Raw genomic sequence first — 17,019 nt, 5'->3', positions numbered from 1 at the left:
GGGGCGGATCTCCGTGTCGAGGGCGCGGGAAATCAGGCAGGGGTCAGCCACAGCGTCGCGAGCGGCGGCAGGCGCAGCAGCGCCGACCACGCTTCGCCGTGCGCGGGCACGGCTTCGGCCCATACGGCGCCGTCGTTGCCGGCGTTGGTGCCGCCGTACGGCGCGGCATCGGTGTTCATCAGTTCGCGCCAGTGGCCGGGCGCGGGCAGCCCGAGGCGGTAGCCGGCGCGCGGCACGGGCGTGAAGTTGCAGACGGCCACGACCAGGTGCCCGGCGTCGTCGCGGCGCGCGAACGCGAACACGCTGTTGGCACGGTCGTCGCCGATCAGCCAGGCGAAGCCGGCCGCGTGGCAGTCGAGCGCATGCAGCGCCGGTTCGGCCGCGTAGGTACGGTTCAGGTCGCGCACGAGCCGCTGCACGCCGCGATGGGCGGGCGCGTCGAGCAGATCCCAGTGCGGCGTCGCATCGTGCGCGAACTCGGCCCATTGCGCGAACTCGCTGCCCATGAACAGCAGCTTCTTGCCCGGGTGCGCCCACATGAAGCCGAAGTACGCGCGCAGTGTCGCGAGCCGCTGCCACGCGTCGCCCGGCATCTTCGCGACGAGCGAGCCCTTGCCGTGCACGACTTCGTCGTGCGACAGCGGCAGCACGAAGCGCTCCGAGAATGCGTAGACGAGCCCGAACGTCATCCGGTCGTGGTGATACCGACGGTGGATCGGGTCTTCGTGCAGGTAGGCGAGCGTGTCGTGCATCCACCCCATGTTCCACTTGAAGTCGAAGCCGAGCCCGCCATCGCCGGTCGGCGCGGTGACGCCGGGCCACGCGGTCGATTCCTCCGCGACGGTGACGACGCCGGCCGGCGCGGCCGCACCGTGCAGCGTGTCGTTCAGCAGGCGCAGGAACGCGACCGATTCGAGGTTCTCGCGGCCGCCGTGCACGTTCGGCACCCATTCGCCTTCCTTGCGCGAATAGTCGCGGTACAGCATCGACGCGACCGCGTCGACGCGGATGCCGTCGACGTGAAAGCGGCGTGCCCACGCGAGCGCCGACGCGGCGAGGAACGCGCCGACTTCCGTGCGCCCCACGTTGAACACGCAGGTGTGCCAGTCGGGATGCAGCCCTTCGCGCGGGTCGGCGTGCTCGTACAGCGCGGTGCCGTCGAACCGCGCGAGGCCGTGCGGATCGTCGGGGAAATGCGCGGGCACCCAGTCGACGATCACGCCGATGCCGGCCGCATGCGCTCGGTCGACGAACCGCGCGAAACCGTCGACCGGGCCGAAGCGCGCGGATGGCGCGAACTGCGCAAGCGGCTGATAGCCCCACGAGCCGCCGAACGGGTATTCGGCGATCGGCATGAATTCGACGTGCGTGAAGCCCATCCCCTGCACGTACGGAATCAGCCGCTCGGCGAGTTCGTCCCACGTCGCGCTGCGGTTCATCTCGTCGGGCACACGCTGCCACGATTCCGCGTGCACCTCGTAGATCGACCACGGCACGCGGTAGCGGTCGGCGCGCGGCCGCGCGTGCATCCAGCCGTCGTCGTGCCACGCAAAGGCGTCGAGCGCCGCGACGTCGGCGACGACGGACGCCGTGTGCGGCGGTGCTTCGGTCGCGCGTGCGCACGGATCGGCCTTGTGCGGCAGCACGCGCCCGTCCGCAGTGAGCAACTCGTACTTGTAGCATTCGCCCGCGCCGATGCCCGGCACGAACAGCTCCCACACGCCCGACGGCCGGCGCAGCCGCATCGGATGGCGGCGGCCGTCCCACGCGTTGAAGTCGCCGACCACCGACACCCGCTGCGCATTGGGCGCCCAGACCGCGAAGCGCACGCCGTCGGTGTCTTCGATGCGAGCAGGCGTCGCGCCGAGGCAGTCGAGCACGGCAGCCGGGTCGCCGGACGAGAGGCGCGCAAGCGCCGCGTCGTCGAGCAGCGCGCCGAACGCGTACGCATCGTCGATCACCTGCCGCGCGTCCGGCCAGTCGACCGCGAGCAGGTAGTGGGGGGCGCCGCCGTTGCGCGCGATCGTTCCCGCGAAGCAGCCGGCGCGATCGACGCATGCGAGCGTGCCGAGGTCGGCGCCGTCCGGCGACAGCGCGTGCACGCTGGTCGCGCCGGGCAGCAGTGCGCGCACGACGGTCCGGCCGGTCTGTCCGTGCGGGCCGAGACACGCGAACGGATCGGGATGACGTCCGGCGAGCAGCGCGTCGATGTCGGATCGTTCGAACAGCGTGTCGGTCATGGCGTGCCTCCGTCGTCGGATGTGCCGCCGCCGTCGAGCAGGCGTTCGACGAGCGCCGCGAGCCCGCCGACCGGCACGCTCAGCCAGTCGGGCCGGTTCGCGGCTTCGTAGCACAGCTCGTACGACGCCTTGTCGATCAGGAACAGCGCGAGCAGGCGGTCTGCGTAGCGCGGATCGACGAAGCGCGCGGGTGCGAGGTCGGCGGCCGCGCGATAGCAGTCGACGAAGCGGTCGGCGGCCGCCTGTCCGAAACGGTCGAACAGCGCACGCTTGCGGCCGGCCGCCTGCGGCGGCGCCTTCTCGATCGCGAACTGCGCGGTCGCACTTACGTATGACAGCGAGCGCAGCAGGCCGGCCACGTCGCGCAGCGGATGCGACTTCGCGCGGCGGTGCGCGAGCGGGCGCGCCGGTTCGCCCTCGAAGTCGATCAGCAGCACGTCGCCCTGCACGTCGAGCACCTGGCCGAGATGGAAATCGCCGTGAATCCGCATGCATTGCGCGTCGAGCGTGCGCGGCACGAGTTCGCCGAGTGCCTGCACGGCGGCGTCGCGCGACGCGAGCAGCGTGTCGGCCGCTGCGCGCATCGCGGGGTCGAGCGCGTCGAGCCGCGTATGCAGCACGTCGAGCGCGCGCTCGAACGACGCGATCGCGTCCGCGCACCAGCCGTCGACGTGGTCGGGCGTGGCCTGCTCCGGTGCGAACGCGGGATCGCCGGACGGCTGCGCGAGCGCGACGTGCAACTGGCCCAGCCGCGTGCCGATGATGCCCGCGAACGCCGCATAACCGAGCAGCGCATCGGGTTCGTCGGCTGCGTCGGCCGGTTCGTCGTCGTCCGCGGCCGGCAGCGCAAGCTCGTCGACTGCACGCCGCAGGAAGTCGAACGAGCGCGTCCATGCGTCGCCCTGGTTGTCGACATAACGCTGCAGGATCGCGACCGTGTGCGGCGACCCGTCGGGGTCGACGTGTACGACTTCACCCGCGAGTGTCGCGGTGTTTGCATAACCGATCCGGGTCAGGTGCCGGCTCATTTCCGCTTCCGGGTGAATGCCGTGCGCGACCTTGCGCACCAGCTTCAGCACGATCGCGTCGTCGATCACGAGCGAGCTGTTGCTCTGCTCGGCCGCGAGCCAGCGCACCTCCGCGTCGTCGCCGGGATCGAGCGCGGCGAGCGCGTCTTCCGGCAGAAAGGTGAGCCGGCCGCCGTCGGCGGTCGGCACCGTCGCGCCGTCGCGCAGCTTGCGCAGCATCCCGCGTGCGAATGCCGGTAGCGCGAACGCGTCGGTCAGGTACCCGACCGTGTGGCCGCGCCGCACGCGCGCGAGCGCGAGCTGCGCGAACAGCGGCTGCGAGGTCTCGCCGCCCCACGCGGCCGCGAGCGGCACGACGTAGCGTTCGACGCCGCCGTCGCTCTCGGACACCCAGGCCTCCGCATACTGGAAGGGTTCGCCCGGCACTGGCGTGACCACATTCAGCCACGCGTCGCCGATGGCACGATCCTTCGACGCGAACCAGCGCCGCCGCGCGAGCCACGAAGCGAGCGCGTCGTGCGCGAGCGCATGCAGCTGAGCGAGGTCCGGCCGTGTGTCGCCGCGCCGCATCACGAGCGTCACGTATTCGGGCAGCGGCTCGGCATGCGGTTGCCGCCACGACGGCTCGCGGCCATGCTCGGCGAGCACGAACCACAGGAATCCGTACGGCGGAAAGGTGAGGAGATACGGGAGCTGGCCGACCGGCGGAAACGGCGAATCGGACGTCATTTCGATCGGCACGCGGCCCGCGAATTCGGACAGGTCGAGCTCGACGGCCTGCGATGCGCGCGACAGGTTGGCGACGCACAGCAGCGGCTCATGGCCGTCCAGCTCGCGCAGGTACGCGAGCACCTTGCGGTTCTCCGGACGCAGGAAGCGGATCGTGCCGCGCCCGAACGCCTGCGATGCGCGGCGTGTCGCGAGAATGCGGCGTGTCCAGTTCAGCAGCGAATGCGGGTCGCGCGTCTGCGCTTCGACATTGACCGCGTCATAGCCGTACAGCGAGCCCATCACCGGCGGCAGCACGAGCAGCTCCGGATCGGCGCGCGAGAAGCCGCCGTTGCGGTCCGACGACCACTGCATCGGCGTGCGCACGCCGTCGCGGTCGCCGAGGTGGATGTTGTCGCCCATGCCGAGCTCGTCGCCGTAGTAGATCACCGGCGTGCCGGGCATCGACAGCAGCAGCGAGTTGATCAGCTCGATGCGGCGCCGGTCGCGTTCCATCAGCGGCGCGAGCCGGCGCCGGATCCCGAGATTGATCCGCGCGCGCCGGTCGCTCGCGTAGGTCTGCCACAGCAGGTCGCGCTCGGAGTCGGTGACCATCTCGAGCGTCAGTTCGTCGTGATTGCGCAGGAACACGGCCCACTGGTTGCTCGGCGCGAGCGCCGGTGTCTGCCGCATGATGTCGACGATCGGGAATCGGTCCTCGCTCGCGATCGACATGTAGATGCGCGGCATCAGCGGGAAGTGGAACGCCATGTGGCATTCGTCCTCGTCGCCGAAATATTCCTGCACGTCTTCCGGCCACTGGTTCGCTTCGGCGAGCAGCATCCGGTTCGGGTACTCGGCGTCGATCGTCGCGCGGATCCGCTTCAGGATCGCGTGCGTCTCGGGGAGGTTCTCGTTGCTCGTGCCTTCACGCGCGACGAGATACGGCACTGCGTCGAGCCGCAGCCCGTCGATGCCGAGGTCGAGCCAGAAACGCATCACCTGCATCACTTCGCGTACGACGGCCGGGTTGTCGAAGTTCAGGTCGGGCTGGTGCGAATAGAAGCGATGCCAGTAGTACTGGCCGGCGAGCGGGTCGTGGGTCCAGTTCGACGTTTCCGTATCGAGGAAGATGATCCGCGTGCCCGCGTATTTCGTGTCGGTGTCGGACCACACGTAGTAGTCGCGGTGATTGGAACCCGGTTTCGCGCGGCGCGCGCGCTGGAACCACGGATGCTGGTCCGACGTATGGTTGATCACCAGTTCGGCGATCACGCGGATGCCGCGCGCATGCGCTTCGCGGATGAAGCGCCGCACGTCGGCCAGCGTGCCGTAGTCGGGATGCACGTCGCGGTAGTCGGCGATGTCGTAGCCGTCGTCGCGGCGCGGCGACGGGTAGAACGGCAGCAGCCAGATCGTGTCGACGCCGAGTTCGGCGATGTAGTCGAGCTTCGCGATCAGGCCGGGAAAATCGCCGATGCCGTCGTTGTTCGAGTCGTAGAACGACTTCACGTGCACCTGGTAGATGATCGCGTCCTTGTACCACAGCGGATCGTCCGCACAGAGCGCGGGGGCGCGGCGGCGCGCGCGGCGCCGGCGCGGCGTGCCGGCCGGCGCGAGCGAAGCGAACTGCGCGCGGCGCACGTCGTCGAGGGAATCTTCGCGTTTCATCATCCGTGGGCTCCCGGGGAGTGTCGGGCGTCGTCCGGTGCGGGCGCCGCCGCCCGCGCGGCGTCCGGCGACGGCGCGAGCCGCCAGATTGCGTAGGGCCGCACGTGCGGATCGAGCGACACGTACTGACGATGCCCGCGCCACGTTTGCGCATGCGCGGCATCCTGTTCGAGTGCGTCGAGCGGTTCGCCGTCGGCGAGCCCGAGACCGCGCCACAGCGCCGCGTCGAGCGTGAAGTTCGCGGCCTGCGGATGCCACGGATCGAGGCTGATCGCGACGACGACCACGCTGTCGAACGCCGGCGTCGCCTTGACGAACACGAGCACGGTGTCGTTGTCCGCATCGATGAACGTGAGGCCGAGATGCGTCTGCAGCGCGGGGTGGTCGCGGCGCGCGCGGTTCAGCCGCGCGATTTCGGTGCCGATATGGCCGGCGTTGCTCCAGTCGCGCGCGCGCAGTTCGTACTTCTCTGCGTTTGCGTATTCCTCGCTGTCCGGCAGCGGCGCCGATTCACCGAGTTCGAAGCCCGAGTACATGCCCCACGAACCGGCCAGCGTCGCGGCGAGCGCCGCGCGGATCACGAACTGCGCGCGCGGCGCGTTCTGCAGGTGGCGCGGGTTGATGTCGGGTGTGTTGACGAAGAAGTTCGGGCGGAAGAACTCGCGCGCGGGGCCGGCCGTCAGCTCGGTCAGGTAGTCGATGAATTCGCGCTTCGATTCGCGCCACGTGAAGTACGTGTACGACTGCGAGAAGCCGATTTTGGCGAGGCGATACATCATCCCCGGCCGCGTAAACGCCTCCGACAGGAACACGACGTCCGGATGCCGGCCGCGCACGTCGTCGATCATCCACGCCCAGAACGGCAGCGGCTTCGTGTGCGGGTTGTCGACGCGGAAGATCCGCACGCCTGCATCGACCCAGAACAGCACCGCGTCGCGCAGCGCGAGCCACAGGTCGGGCAGCGCGTCCGGTGCGTAGAAATCGGGGTTCACGATGTCCTGGTAGCGCTTCGGCGGATTCTCCGCGAAGCGCAGCGAGCCGTCGGGCCGCCATGCGAACCAGCCCGGATGCGCGGCGAGCCACGGATGGTCGGGCGAGCACTGGATCGCGAAGTCGAGCGCGATTTCGAGCCCGTGATCGCGTGCCGCATCGACCAGCGTGCGGAACGATTCGAGCGTGCCGAGTTGCGGATGCACGGCCGTGTGGCCGCCGTCGGGCGAGCCGATCGCATACGGGCTGCCGACATCGTCGGGGCCGGCCTTCAGGCTGTTGTTGCGCCCCTTGCGCGCGGCCGTGCCGATCGGGTGGATCGGCGGGAAATACAGCACGTCGAAACCCAGGTCGCGGATGCGCGGCAAATGCGCAATTACGTCGTCGAACGTGCCGTGCCGCTGCGGGTCGTCGCTTGCCGACCGGGGAAACATCTCATACCAGCTCGAAAAGCGTGCCGCGCGGCGCTCGACGTCGACCGGATAGTTCGTTTCGTCATGCGTGACGAACGGGCGGTAGCGCAGCGCGGCGAACGCGTCGGCGAGCAGCGGCGCGCCGAGCAGCGCGAGTCGCGCATCGGCTGGCGCATCCTTGAACTCGGCGACGAGGCGTTCCATCTGCGGGACCGCGCGCGGGTCGGCTGGATCCGCAAGCTTGAGCGCGGCCGCGAGCAGCAGGTGCGCCTCGCGCAGTTCGAGCGTCACGTCCTGGCCGGCTGCGTGCTTCTTCGTGACGTCGTTGACGAGTGTGGCCCAGTCGTCGCGCCACGCGATCACGCGAAAAACGTGGCGGCCGAGCCGGTCGAGCCCGACGCGCGCGTGCCAGCGGTCGTTCGGTTCGGCTTCGAACGGCACTTCGCGCCATGTGTCGTCGTCGTCCGCGCGCCACTGCAGCGCGGCTGCCAGATGTGCGTGCCCGTCCGAGAAGATCGACGCGCGCACGACGAGCGTCTCGCCGATCACGCGTTTGACCGCGAAGCGGCCGCCGTCGACCGACGGCTCGACGCGCTCGATCGCGATCCGGTCGGCCACAAGCGCGGCAGACAGCGCACCGCGCTCGCGCGCGGCATCGGGGCGGATCGTGACGGGCGGCGCCTGCCACGCGTGCAGCAGTGCGTAGGCGCCGGGTTCGAGCGTGAACGGTGCGAGCGTGGCCGGCGGATGCGTTTGCGTGCCATCCTGCGTGACGACACGCGTGAAGCCGCCGGGCACACCGGGCAGGATCGTCGCGGGGTCGACCGTCGCCGGCGCGTCGAGGTCGGGATTCAGCGCGATCAGCAGCGCCGCTTCGTCGTGTTCGAGCGACGGGCCGGTGCCACGCAGCAGCACGGTGGCGGCCGCCCCCGGCGCACTCAGTTGCGCGATTTCGCCACGCGTGGCCGCCACCGGCGTCGCGCGACGCCATGCGTTTGCATCGGCGATCGCGCCCGACAGGTCGAAACGGCCGTAGTCGAACGCGGCGCGGTAGCGCCCGGGTTCGGCATCGCGCGCCATCAGCGGCACCGCGACGCCGCGCTCGAAACCCATCGGCACGAGCCAGCCGGTGCCGACGGCCGCGGCCGTCCACAGCGCGCGGCGATACGCGCGGGCGACGGTGTCGTCCGGCGCATCGGGCCAGTCGTCGGCGAGACGTGGGCCATCCGGTGCATCGGGAAACGCGATCGGCGAGCCGATGCGCCGCAGCAGCCGGTGTTCGTCCGCGAACCACGGCGCGCGCAGATCCCACCAGCGCACCGATGAAAACACCGCGTCGAACCCCGCGCCCTCGAGCTGCGCGAGGGCGTCGCGCGCATGGCCGGGCACGCGCGCGAGCACCGCGACGTCCGGGCGGGCGCGGCGCAGCGCCGCGCGCCAGCCCGGCCACCAGTCGGCCGGCAGATGATGCGGCGCGTCGATCAGGAAGCCGGCCGCACCTGCATCGGCGAACGTGGCGAGGTGCGCGCACCACCATGCCGACAGCGCGTCGCGCGCCGCTTCGTCGCCGACGTTCGCGTGCGCGATATCCAGCGCGTGCGCGGTGCCGCGCGGGTCGATCAGCGCGTCGTCGTGCGTGCGCTCGACGTACCAGTCAGGATGCTCGGCGCGCAGCGGATTGTCGCGCGCGATGCGGTCGGGCACGACTTCGAGCAGCAGGCGCAGTCCGTGGCCCTGCGCGAGCTGCGCCAGGCGCGAGAAGGTTTCGAGTGCGCTCGCGCGCGTCGCGAACGGTTGGGCCGGCCGCCTGAAATCGGCCACGTGGCGCGGAAAGCCGGCAACGCTCGCGGCCCAGAAGGCGCCGACGAGCACCTGATCGAAGCCCATGCCCGCGATATGCGCGAATGTCGGCGGCCACGCGTCGAGCGGCCCGACGAGGCGGGCGTCGCAGAAATAGAGGTGCGGAGCGAAGGTCGGCGTGGAGTCCATGGCGTGCGCAGGCGGGTGGCGGCGATCGGTGACCCTCATGCGCCGCAACGCGTGTGCCCGCCGCGTGGCGTGCCGTGCGGCAACGGCCGGGCCGGGTACTGCGAATGGGGACTGTCGTTTTTACACGGCCGTGGCAGCGGCGCGTACTCACATCCGCGGTATCGAGCGGATATCCGTGCTGTCGTCCGCGGCTCGCTCGTCATCCGTTTCGGGCAGCGGCGCGCCGGGGTCGTAGCGCACCACGACGCCGTGTTCGATCCGATGCGCGAACGGCGGCGGGGCGTCGACCTCGTCGCCGAAGCGCGTGCGCACGAAGGCGCGCAGCAGTGCCACGCGCGCATCGCGGCCGTGTGCGCCGCAGGTCGACGGGCCGTCGACGAAGGTCGCGTCGCATTCGACGTCGTTGCCGTGGCGGGTGATCCGCAGGTCGCCGACACGATCGAGCACCGCGCCTGCGTCGGCCCATGACGTCGACGGCGCAAACTGGGCATCGAGGTGCCGGAACGCGTCGCAGGCGGCCGTCACGACGACGCTCGGCGCGACGGCCGTGAAGCACAGCGTGTCTTCGTCATCCGCGCACAGTGCGCGGGCGCACCAGTAATCGAGGTCCTTTCCGTCGAGGGCGCCGGTTTGCATGGGTCGCTCCGTCGAATCGTGAAAGGATTCGATGCGCAAGCGATGTACCCGTCGCGCGTATCCGTGCAACCAGCGGATCGTGGTCGGACGCGTGCCGCGCCCGCGCGCTGTGGCGCGGCGAGCAGCAGGCGGCCAGGCAGTTCGAGGCGGCCGATCGCGATGTGCACGCCTTCCGGCCAGCGCGAGGCGGCCCGGCGGCGATTCGATGCACGAAATTCGATGCACAAAAGCGACGAAAACCGCGTGTCGGCCGGGCACGGCGCGTGCGCACATGGCCGCCGGCGCGCGCGGCGATCATGCGGTGCGCATTTTTTGCAGCGGAATCGCAGATAAGGACAGGAGGCCACCGTGCAACATCAACAGGATGCGCAGGTTCGGGACCCGTATCGCGGCCACGAGATCCTCGTCTGGGCGCGGCGTGATGAAAGCGGCGCTTGGCGCGACGAGGTGCAGGTGTTTGTCGACGGTGCACGCATCGAGCTGGTCGTGCCGGAGCAGGCCGGCCCCGAATGGTTGACCGAAGTCGAGGCGCTGCGAGCGGGTGTCGAGCGTGGCCGTTACCTGATCGACAAGCGCGTGGACGACGACTGACCGGCATGGCGCATGCGGCGACAGTCTCCGTTTCCGCATGCCGTCCCGCGCCGGGGGAGTCGATGAGCGATCCGCGCACCCTGCGTCTTTACCGCTACGACCGTGATCGCGTACCTGGCTCGGAGACCCTTATCGGCTGTTCCGGCGCGGGACGATCATGAGCTGCACCGACGTGCGTCCGAAGCGGCTGAATCCGACGAAGGCGACTTCGGAGATTCGGACGACGCTGGTGCGGCGAACGGTGTAGTGCCTACGGCCGCGCGGCAATCTCGTCGAGATGCCACAGCAGATCGGCCGGGTCGTCGTACACGCGCAGTGCCCCGGCGCGTTCCAGTTCGTCGCTGCCGTAGCCGCCCGACAGCAGCCCGACGCCGAGCGCACGGCAGCGGGCGGCGGCGAGCATGTCCCAGATACTGTCGCCGACCACGACCGTGTGTTCGATCGGCACGTTCAGTTGCGCGGCCGCGGTCAGGAACAGGTCGGGGTCCGGCTTCGCATACTTGACCTGGTCGCGCGTGACGACCACCTGCTTCGCCGGATCGACACCGAGTGCCTCGAGATTGATGGCGGCCGTTTCCATCCGCCCGCTGGTGGCGATCGCCCAGCGGATGCCCGCGCTCGACAGCGCGGCCAGCAGTTCACGCGCGCCCGGCAGCGGACGCACCTGCGCGCGCAGCCGCTGGTAGGCGGCCGCATGTAGCCGCGCGAGCCGCTCGACGCGCTCGGCGTCGATGTCGCCCGCCGTCTCGCGCAGCAGCTGATTCAGGAACAGGCCGCCGCTCATCCCGATCTTGCGGTGGATGCGCCACACCGACAGTTCGATGCCCTCGGCATCGAGCGCCTCCTTCCATGCGAGCACGTGCTGATAGACGCTGTCGACGAGCGTGCCGTCGAGATCGAACAGAAATGACGTTTCAATGCGCATGTGAATCTCCTGGTCCGGTGACAATCGGGCGAAGTGTCCGCGAGAAGGCTGGTCGACACATTATCGGCGCATGGCCGTGTCATCGCCATGTCCCGCCGCCGCGCCGTGCCGCGTCGTGTCATGTGCCGCTGGTACAATCGCGCCGATGTGCCGCGCCGGGCCTTCCTCATCGGGTCCGCGCCATACGCACCGTACGCGCCCCCAACCCTCGTCTCGTCGATTCCACGCATGGCAACACCGGACGCCATCAGTTCCAGGCACTCGTGGTGGGGCGTACTGGCCCTGGCACTCACCGCCTTCATCTTCAACACCACCGAATTCGTGCCGGTCGCGCTGCTCAGCGCGATCGGCGACAGCCTGCAGATGCAGCCGACCGCCGTCGGCCTGATGCTGACGATCTACGCGTGGGCCGTTGCGGTCGTGTCGCTGCCGCTGACGTTCGTCACGCGGCACGTCGAGCGGCGCAAGCTGCTGGTCGGTGCGTTGATGGTGTTCATCGGCAGCCATATCGTGACCGGCGTTGCATGGAATTTCTCGGTGCTGATGATCGGCCGGCTCGGCATCGCGTGTGCACACGCGGTGTTCTGGTCGATTTCCGTCCCGCTCGCGGTGCGGCTCGCGCCGAGCGACCGCAAAAGCCGTGCGCTGAGCCTGATCGCGATGGGCTCGGCGATCGCGATGGTCGCCGGCATTCCGCTCGGGCGCGTGATCGGCGAGGCGTTCGGCTGGCGCGTCACGTTCCTGATCATCGCGGGCGCCGCGGGCGGTGCGGCGCTGTTGCTGCGCGCCGCGTTGCCGGTCTTGCCGAGCCAGGGCGCCGGGTCGCTGAGCAGCATAGGCGTGTTCCTGCGCAAGCCGGCACTGGTGGCGCTCTATGCGATCACCGTACTGGTCGTGTCGGCGCACTTCACGTCGTACACGTATATCGAGCCGTTCGTCCAGAGCGTGAACCACGCGAGCAGCAGCCGGATCACGTACGTGCTGATCCTGTTCGGCGTCGCCGGCCTGCCGGCCGCGATCTGCTTCAATCGCGTGTACCCGCGCGAGCCCGACAAATTCCTGCTGGCGTCGATCGTCGCGCTGTCGGGCTGCCTGCTGATCCTGTTCCCGTGCGCGCTGAACATCGTCACGCTGTCCGTTCATACGCTGGTCTGGGGCGGGGCGATCGTCTGCTTCGGCCTCGCGATGCAGGCATGGGTGCTGAAGCTGGCACCGGAGGCGACCGACCTCGCGGTGTCGATTTTCTCCGGGCTGTACAACGTCGGCATCGGCGCGGGCGCGCTGATCGGCAACCATATCGCCGGCGACTACGGGCTGCCGTGGGTCGGCACGTTCGGCGGTGTAGTCGGCGCGTGCGCGGTCGGGATCGCGTGGCTCGCGCTACGGCTTCACGCGAAACGGGAGGCGGCGGCCGCGGCGACGTGAAGCCGCGCCGCGGATCGCGCCAGGCGTGTCATGCAACCGAATAGCCGCCGTCGGCCACGAGCGCATGCCCCGACACATAGCTGGAATCGTCCGACGCGAGGAACGCGACGATCGTTGCCATTTCCTCGGCGGAGCCCCACCGCCCGGCCGGGGTCGACGCGGCAAACGCCTGTTGTGCGTCATCCGACGGCCAGATGCCGCGATGATGGAACGGCGTTTCGATCAACCCCGGGCACAGCGCGTTGACGCGGACGCCGCGCTTGAACCACTCGATCGACGCCGTCTTCGTCATCCCGATCACCGCGTGCTTGCTCGCGATATAGACCGACGCATTCTCGAAGCCGATCAGGCCGCCCATCGACGCGTTGTTGATGATGCTGCCCGACCCCTGTCGCAGCATGATTTCGGCCGCGTACTTCATCGAATTGAAGACCCCGCGCACATTCGGCTCGAACACCTTGTCGAAAGTCTCGGCATTCTGCTCGAGAAGCGGCGCGAACACGCCTTCCGTGCCGGCATTGTTGAACGCGATGTCGAGGCGACCGTAGGTCGATACCGTGAAATCGAAGAGCTTGCGCAGATCGTCTTCGTTCGCGACGTCCGCGGCGAATGCGCGGGCTTCGCCGCCGGCCGTCACGATCTCGTCGACCAGTCGATCGAGTTCGGTCTTGCGCCGGGCGCTGACGACGACCTTCGCGCCGCGTCGCGCGAGTTCGATCGCCGACGCACGGCCGATGCCGGAGCTGGCGCCCGTCACCACGGCGACGCGGCCGGAGAGTTGAGCGGTTTGCGTGCTTGCGTTCATGATGCGTTGCTCCTGAGGGGTTGACCATCCACGTCAATGCGACGTCTGGTGCTCATTGTGGTCGCTCGACCATCGCAATAAAATGGAACAATCACGCATTCAGAATTCCTGATTCCGGAATTAAACGCGTTGCTCCGGGAACGTCAGAAGGGTTCGCCATGCTCAACCGACTCGATCTCCTCAAGGTCTTTGCCGCGACTGCCGCGGCGCCCACGTTCCGCGAGGCGGCGGCGCGTCTCGGCGTGTCGCCGCAGGTCGTGACGCGCGCGGTGCGCGAACTGGAGGAGATGCTCGGCGAAACGCTGTTTCACCGGACGACCCGCAGCATCCGGATCACCGCGTTCGGCCAGTCGTTCGCACGCGATGCGCAGGCGGCGCTTGCCACCGTCGACGGGCTGTTCGGCCCCGCGGCCGGCCAGTTCGACGAACCGGCCGGTATCGTCAGGATCACGGCGCCGTCGGGCATGGGACGTCATTACGTGCAGCCGGTCCTGACCGACCTGATGCAGCGGTATCCGGGCCTCGTGCCCGACCTGCGGCTGTCGGACGTGCCGTCGCCGGTGGTTGACGAACAGATCGACATCGGCGTGCGCGTCGGGGCGATCGGAGACAACCGTTTCGTCGCGCGCATGGTCGGGCCGTTGCCGATGTGGGTCGTGGGTGCGCCGTCGCTGATCGAGCGGCTGGGCGAGCCGAGGAACCGCAAGGAACTCGAAGCGATGCCGGCGACGTGCCTGATCGACCGCGCGAGCGGCCGTGCGTGGCCATGGATCTTTCGCGGAGAGCAACACTTCGTCCCGTCGTCGCCGGCCTATCTGACGGACGATACCGAGGTGGAGATCGAGGCCGTGTGCGCCGGAGTGGGGTTCGGGCAGTGCTCGGAGTACCTGGTCAGGCCGTACGTGCAGAAGGGGCGTCTGGTGCGGGTGTTGCCGGGCCTCGAACCCGAGCCGTGGAAGCTGCACGTGTATCGGCCGCGGCGAGGCCCGATGCCGCGGCGTATCCGGGTGGTGTACGACGAACTGGTGGCGAAGCTCGCGCACGCAACGTCGCGAGGGTAGGCGAGGCGGCCGGAAGGTCCGGCAGCCAATCCAGTCATGGCAGGGCGATACACCTGTCCGGATTCGCGATAAACCGGCAATACTGATCGGCATTGTTTCCGTTCAGTCGATCAAGTTTCCAAAGATTGGGTTTTCGAGGTCAATTACTTAAACCATTAACGACAAGGCGATTGGCAACCGGAAAACCGTCATCTCCCAATATGTGACCGCGTGCTGCAAAGATTGAAACAGGGAAACGAACGTCATTAATCTGCGTACGCGCACGATGCTGATCCGACGTGCGTCGTTCACAATAATCTGGAGACGGAGATGAAGCGCACAAATCATTTAGGAATATTGATGATATGTTTCGCGTCGGCGGCGATCGGCCTGTCCGCATGTGGCGGCGACGATGTCGGTTCGTCGCCGGGAACGAGCACGTCGGCGACCGGCACGACCTCGACCACCGGCACGACCTCGACGACGGGCGGCAGCACGACCACCACGGGTACGTCGCCGACTGCACTGCAGCAGATCGCGGTGAATCCGCCACCGATGGGCTGGTCGTCATGGAACAGCCTCGAGGAGAACGTCAGCTTCGATACGATCAAGGCGCAGGCGGACGGGCTGGCCGCGCTGAATGCGAACCTCGCGACGGGCAACAAGTACCAGTATGTGAATATCGACGAAGGCTGGTGGACGTCGAGAAAGCGTGACGCGAACGGCAACTTCATCCTCAACGTCGACATGAACGGCAATCCCACCAACCAGTGGCCGGGCGGAATGAAGGCGATGGCCGACTACATTCACGGCAAGGGCTTGAAGGCCGGCATCTATATCGACTCCGGGCCGCAGGGTTGCGGCAACACGAACGGCACGCATTTCGTCGGCAGCGATTACGCGCACTACGATCACGATTTCCTGCAGTTCGCGCAATGGGGCTATGACTTCGTCAAGGTCGACTGGTGCGGCGGCAGCGCGGCCGGATACGATCCGCAGCAAGCCTATACGGCGATCTCGCAGGCGATTCAGAAAGCCTATCTGGTCACCGGAAAGCGGCTTGTACTGAACATGTGCGACTGGGGCACGCTCGGCAAAAGCGGCTATCCCGACTACAACCTGGGGCCCTGGGACTGGGGCGCCGGTATCGCGACGTCGTGGCGCACGACGGGCGACATCTACGGGCCGGGGAGCGGTGTGCCGAAGTTCGGCTCGGTGCTCGGCAACTTCAACGGCAACTATCGCCCCGAAGGCCAGCACACCGGTTACTACAACGATCCGGACATGATGGTGGCCGGCATGGGCATGACGGCGGCGAACGATCTTGCGCACGTCAACCTGTGGGCCATCGCCGGCGCGCCGATGATACTCGGTAACGACCTGTCGAAGTCGCTGTCGAGCGATACGGTGAGCCTGCTCACCAATCCCGAGCTGATCGCGATCGACCAGGACGTGCTGGGCCTGCAGGGGCTGAAGGTCGCGGACGCCAACGGGCAGCAGGTGTGGGCGAAGCTGCTGGCCGGCGCAGGCAAACGCGCGGTTCTGCTGTTCAACAACGGCACGGCGGCAAGCGACATGACGGTCACGTGGCAGCAACTGGGTTTCGCCGCAGGCACCTCGGCCGCCGTCCGCGACGTCTGGGCGCACAAGGACCTCGGCGCGGCCACCGGTTCCTACACGGTCGCGAATGTGCCGGCCGGCGGCACCGTGATGCTCGTGCTGAGCGGCACGGACCTGCCGTCGACCACGTACCTGCCGGGCACCCTGTCGGGCGGCGCGACGGTCGCGGACTGCGCGGCGTGTGCAAGCGGCAAGAAGGTGACGGGGCTGGGCGCGGTGACGTTCAATAACGTGAGCTCGCAAACGGCGGGCGGTTATGTGCAGATCGCCTACCTGAACACCGGGACGGAGAACGTCGAGGCACAGCTCGGTGCGAACGGCGGCAACGGCACGACACTCGCGTTTCCGCCCACGGGCAACGCCGTCGGCACGGTGACGGTCTTCGTCAACCTGCAGTCCGGACCGAACACGTTGACTTTGTCGGGTCTCGGCGGCACGACCGCGGCGCCCGACGTCACGTCGATCGCCGTGGTGGTCGGCCCGGTGAAGGTTCCGCCACCGCCGCCGCTGGCCTACGAGGCCGAGGCGGCCGGCAACACGCTCGGCGGTGCGGCGCGCGTGTCGTCATGCGGCGCGTGCTCGGGCGGGCAGGACGTCGGCTATATCGGCAACGGTGACGGGACCAGCAACGGCACGCTGACGATCAACGGCATCTCGGTGGCGGCGGACGGCACCTATAGCGTCGTGATCGCCTACGTGAACGGCGATTCGGCGGCGCGCAGCGCGCAGCTCAGTTTCGACGGCGCGGCACCCGTGTCCGTGTCGTTCCCGTCGACGGGCGGATGGGGGAACGTGTCGACGCTGACGGTGACGGGCGCGTTCAAGCAGGGAAGCGCCAACACGCTGAAGTTCTCCAACCCGACGGGCTGGGCGCCCGATATCGACGGCATCGGCGCGCCGGCCAAGCAATGACGTGCGCGTGGCGCGGCTTCCCGGTC

General features: G+C 68.6%; 10 protein-coding genes. 4 read left to right on the top strand and 6 right to left on the bottom strand.

Annotation, left to right across the window (positions count from 1 at the left end; genetic code table 11):
• Positions 1 to 32: 32 nt before the first annotated feature.
• The 4 genes from glgB to U5809_RS02200 form a co-directional block, all read right to left on the bottom strand.
• On the bottom strand, positions 33 to 2,240 hold the full coding sequence (gene glgB, locus U5809_RS02215; RefSeq protein WP_322085300.1) for a 1,4-alpha-glucan branching protein GlgB: 2,208 nt from the start codon (positions 2,238 to 2,240) through the stop codon (positions 33 to 35).
• The gene (gene treS / locus U5809_RS02210) at positions 2,237 to 5,647 is read right to left on the bottom strand and encodes a maltose alpha-D-glucosyltransferase (RefSeq protein WP_322085445.1); all 3,411 of its coding nucleotides are present in this window, start codon (positions 5,645 to 5,647) and stop codon (positions 2,237 to 2,239) included. Before treS ends, glgB begins: the two co-directional genes overlap by 4 nt.
• Positions 5,647 to 9,039, bottom strand: a complete 3,393-nt coding sequence (locus tag U5809_RS02205; protein ID WP_322085299.1) for a maltotransferase domain-containing protein — start codon at positions 9,037 to 9,039, stop codon at positions 5,647 to 5,649. Before U5809_RS02205 ends, treS begins: the two co-directional genes overlap by 1 nt.
• A 147-nt stretch (positions 9,040 to 9,186) precedes the next feature.
• Positions 9,187 to 9,675 (bottom strand): phage protein NinX family protein, encoded by a 489-nt coding sequence (locus U5809_RS02200; RefSeq protein ID WP_322085298.1) that lies wholly within the window; start codon positions 9,673 to 9,675, stop codon positions 9,187 to 9,189.
• A 348-nt stretch (positions 9,676 to 10,023) separates the two neighbouring features.
• Here U5809_RS02200 and U5809_RS02195 point away from each other — a divergent pair, with 348 nt between their 5' ends.
• Complete coding sequence (locus U5809_RS02195) at positions 10,024 to 10,266, top strand: DUF6566 family protein (RefSeq protein ID WP_322085297.1); 243 nt, start codon at positions 10,024 to 10,026, stop codon at positions 10,264 to 10,266.
• Between the two features lie 250 nt (positions 10,267 to 10,516).
• On the opposite strand, the gene U5809_RS02185 is transcribed toward U5809_RS02195, so the two are convergent.
• A complete protein-coding gene (locus tag U5809_RS02185) occupies positions 10,517 to 11,191 on the bottom strand; it encodes an HAD family hydrolase (protein WP_176051047.1) in 675 nt (224 codons plus the stop codon).
• Positions 11,192 to 11,419: 228 nt separating this feature from the next.
• Here U5809_RS02185 and U5809_RS02180 point away from each other — a divergent pair, with 228 nt between their 5' ends.
• The gene (locus U5809_RS02180; RefSeq protein ID WP_322085296.1) at positions 11,420 to 12,616 is read left to right on the top strand and encodes a sugar transporter; all 1,197 of its coding nucleotides are present in this window, start codon (positions 11,420 to 11,422) and stop codon (positions 12,614 to 12,616) included.
• A 28-nt stretch (positions 12,617 to 12,644) separates the two neighbouring features.
• Here U5809_RS02180 and U5809_RS02175 read toward each other — a convergent pair whose 3' ends face one another.
• Positions 12,645 to 13,421, bottom strand: a complete 777-nt coding sequence (locus U5809_RS02175; protein WP_322085295.1) for a glucose 1-dehydrogenase — start codon at positions 13,419 to 13,421, stop codon at positions 12,645 to 12,647.
• Positions 13,422 to 13,579: 158 nt separating this feature from the next.
• Between U5809_RS02175 and U5809_RS02170 the strand changes: the two genes are divergently transcribed.
• Complete coding sequence (locus U5809_RS02170; protein ID WP_322085294.1) at positions 13,580 to 14,482, top strand: LysR family transcriptional regulator; 903 nt, start codon at positions 13,580 to 13,582, stop codon at positions 14,480 to 14,482.
• Between the two features lie 339 nt (positions 14,483 to 14,821).
• On the top strand, positions 14,822 to 16,993 hold the full coding sequence (locus tag U5809_RS02165) for an alpha-galactosidase (protein ID WP_322085293.1): 2,172 nt from the start codon (positions 14,822 to 14,824) through the stop codon (positions 16,991 to 16,993).
• The last annotated feature ends 26 nt before the right edge of the window (positions 16,994 to 17,019 follow it).

This window comes from Burkholderia sp. BCC1999, from assembly GCF_905339975.1.
Lineage (GTDB): Bacteria > Pseudomonadota > Gammaproteobacteria > Burkholderiales > Burkholderiaceae > Burkholderia.
This window is presented reverse-complemented; position numbering and strand designations above follow the sequence as displayed.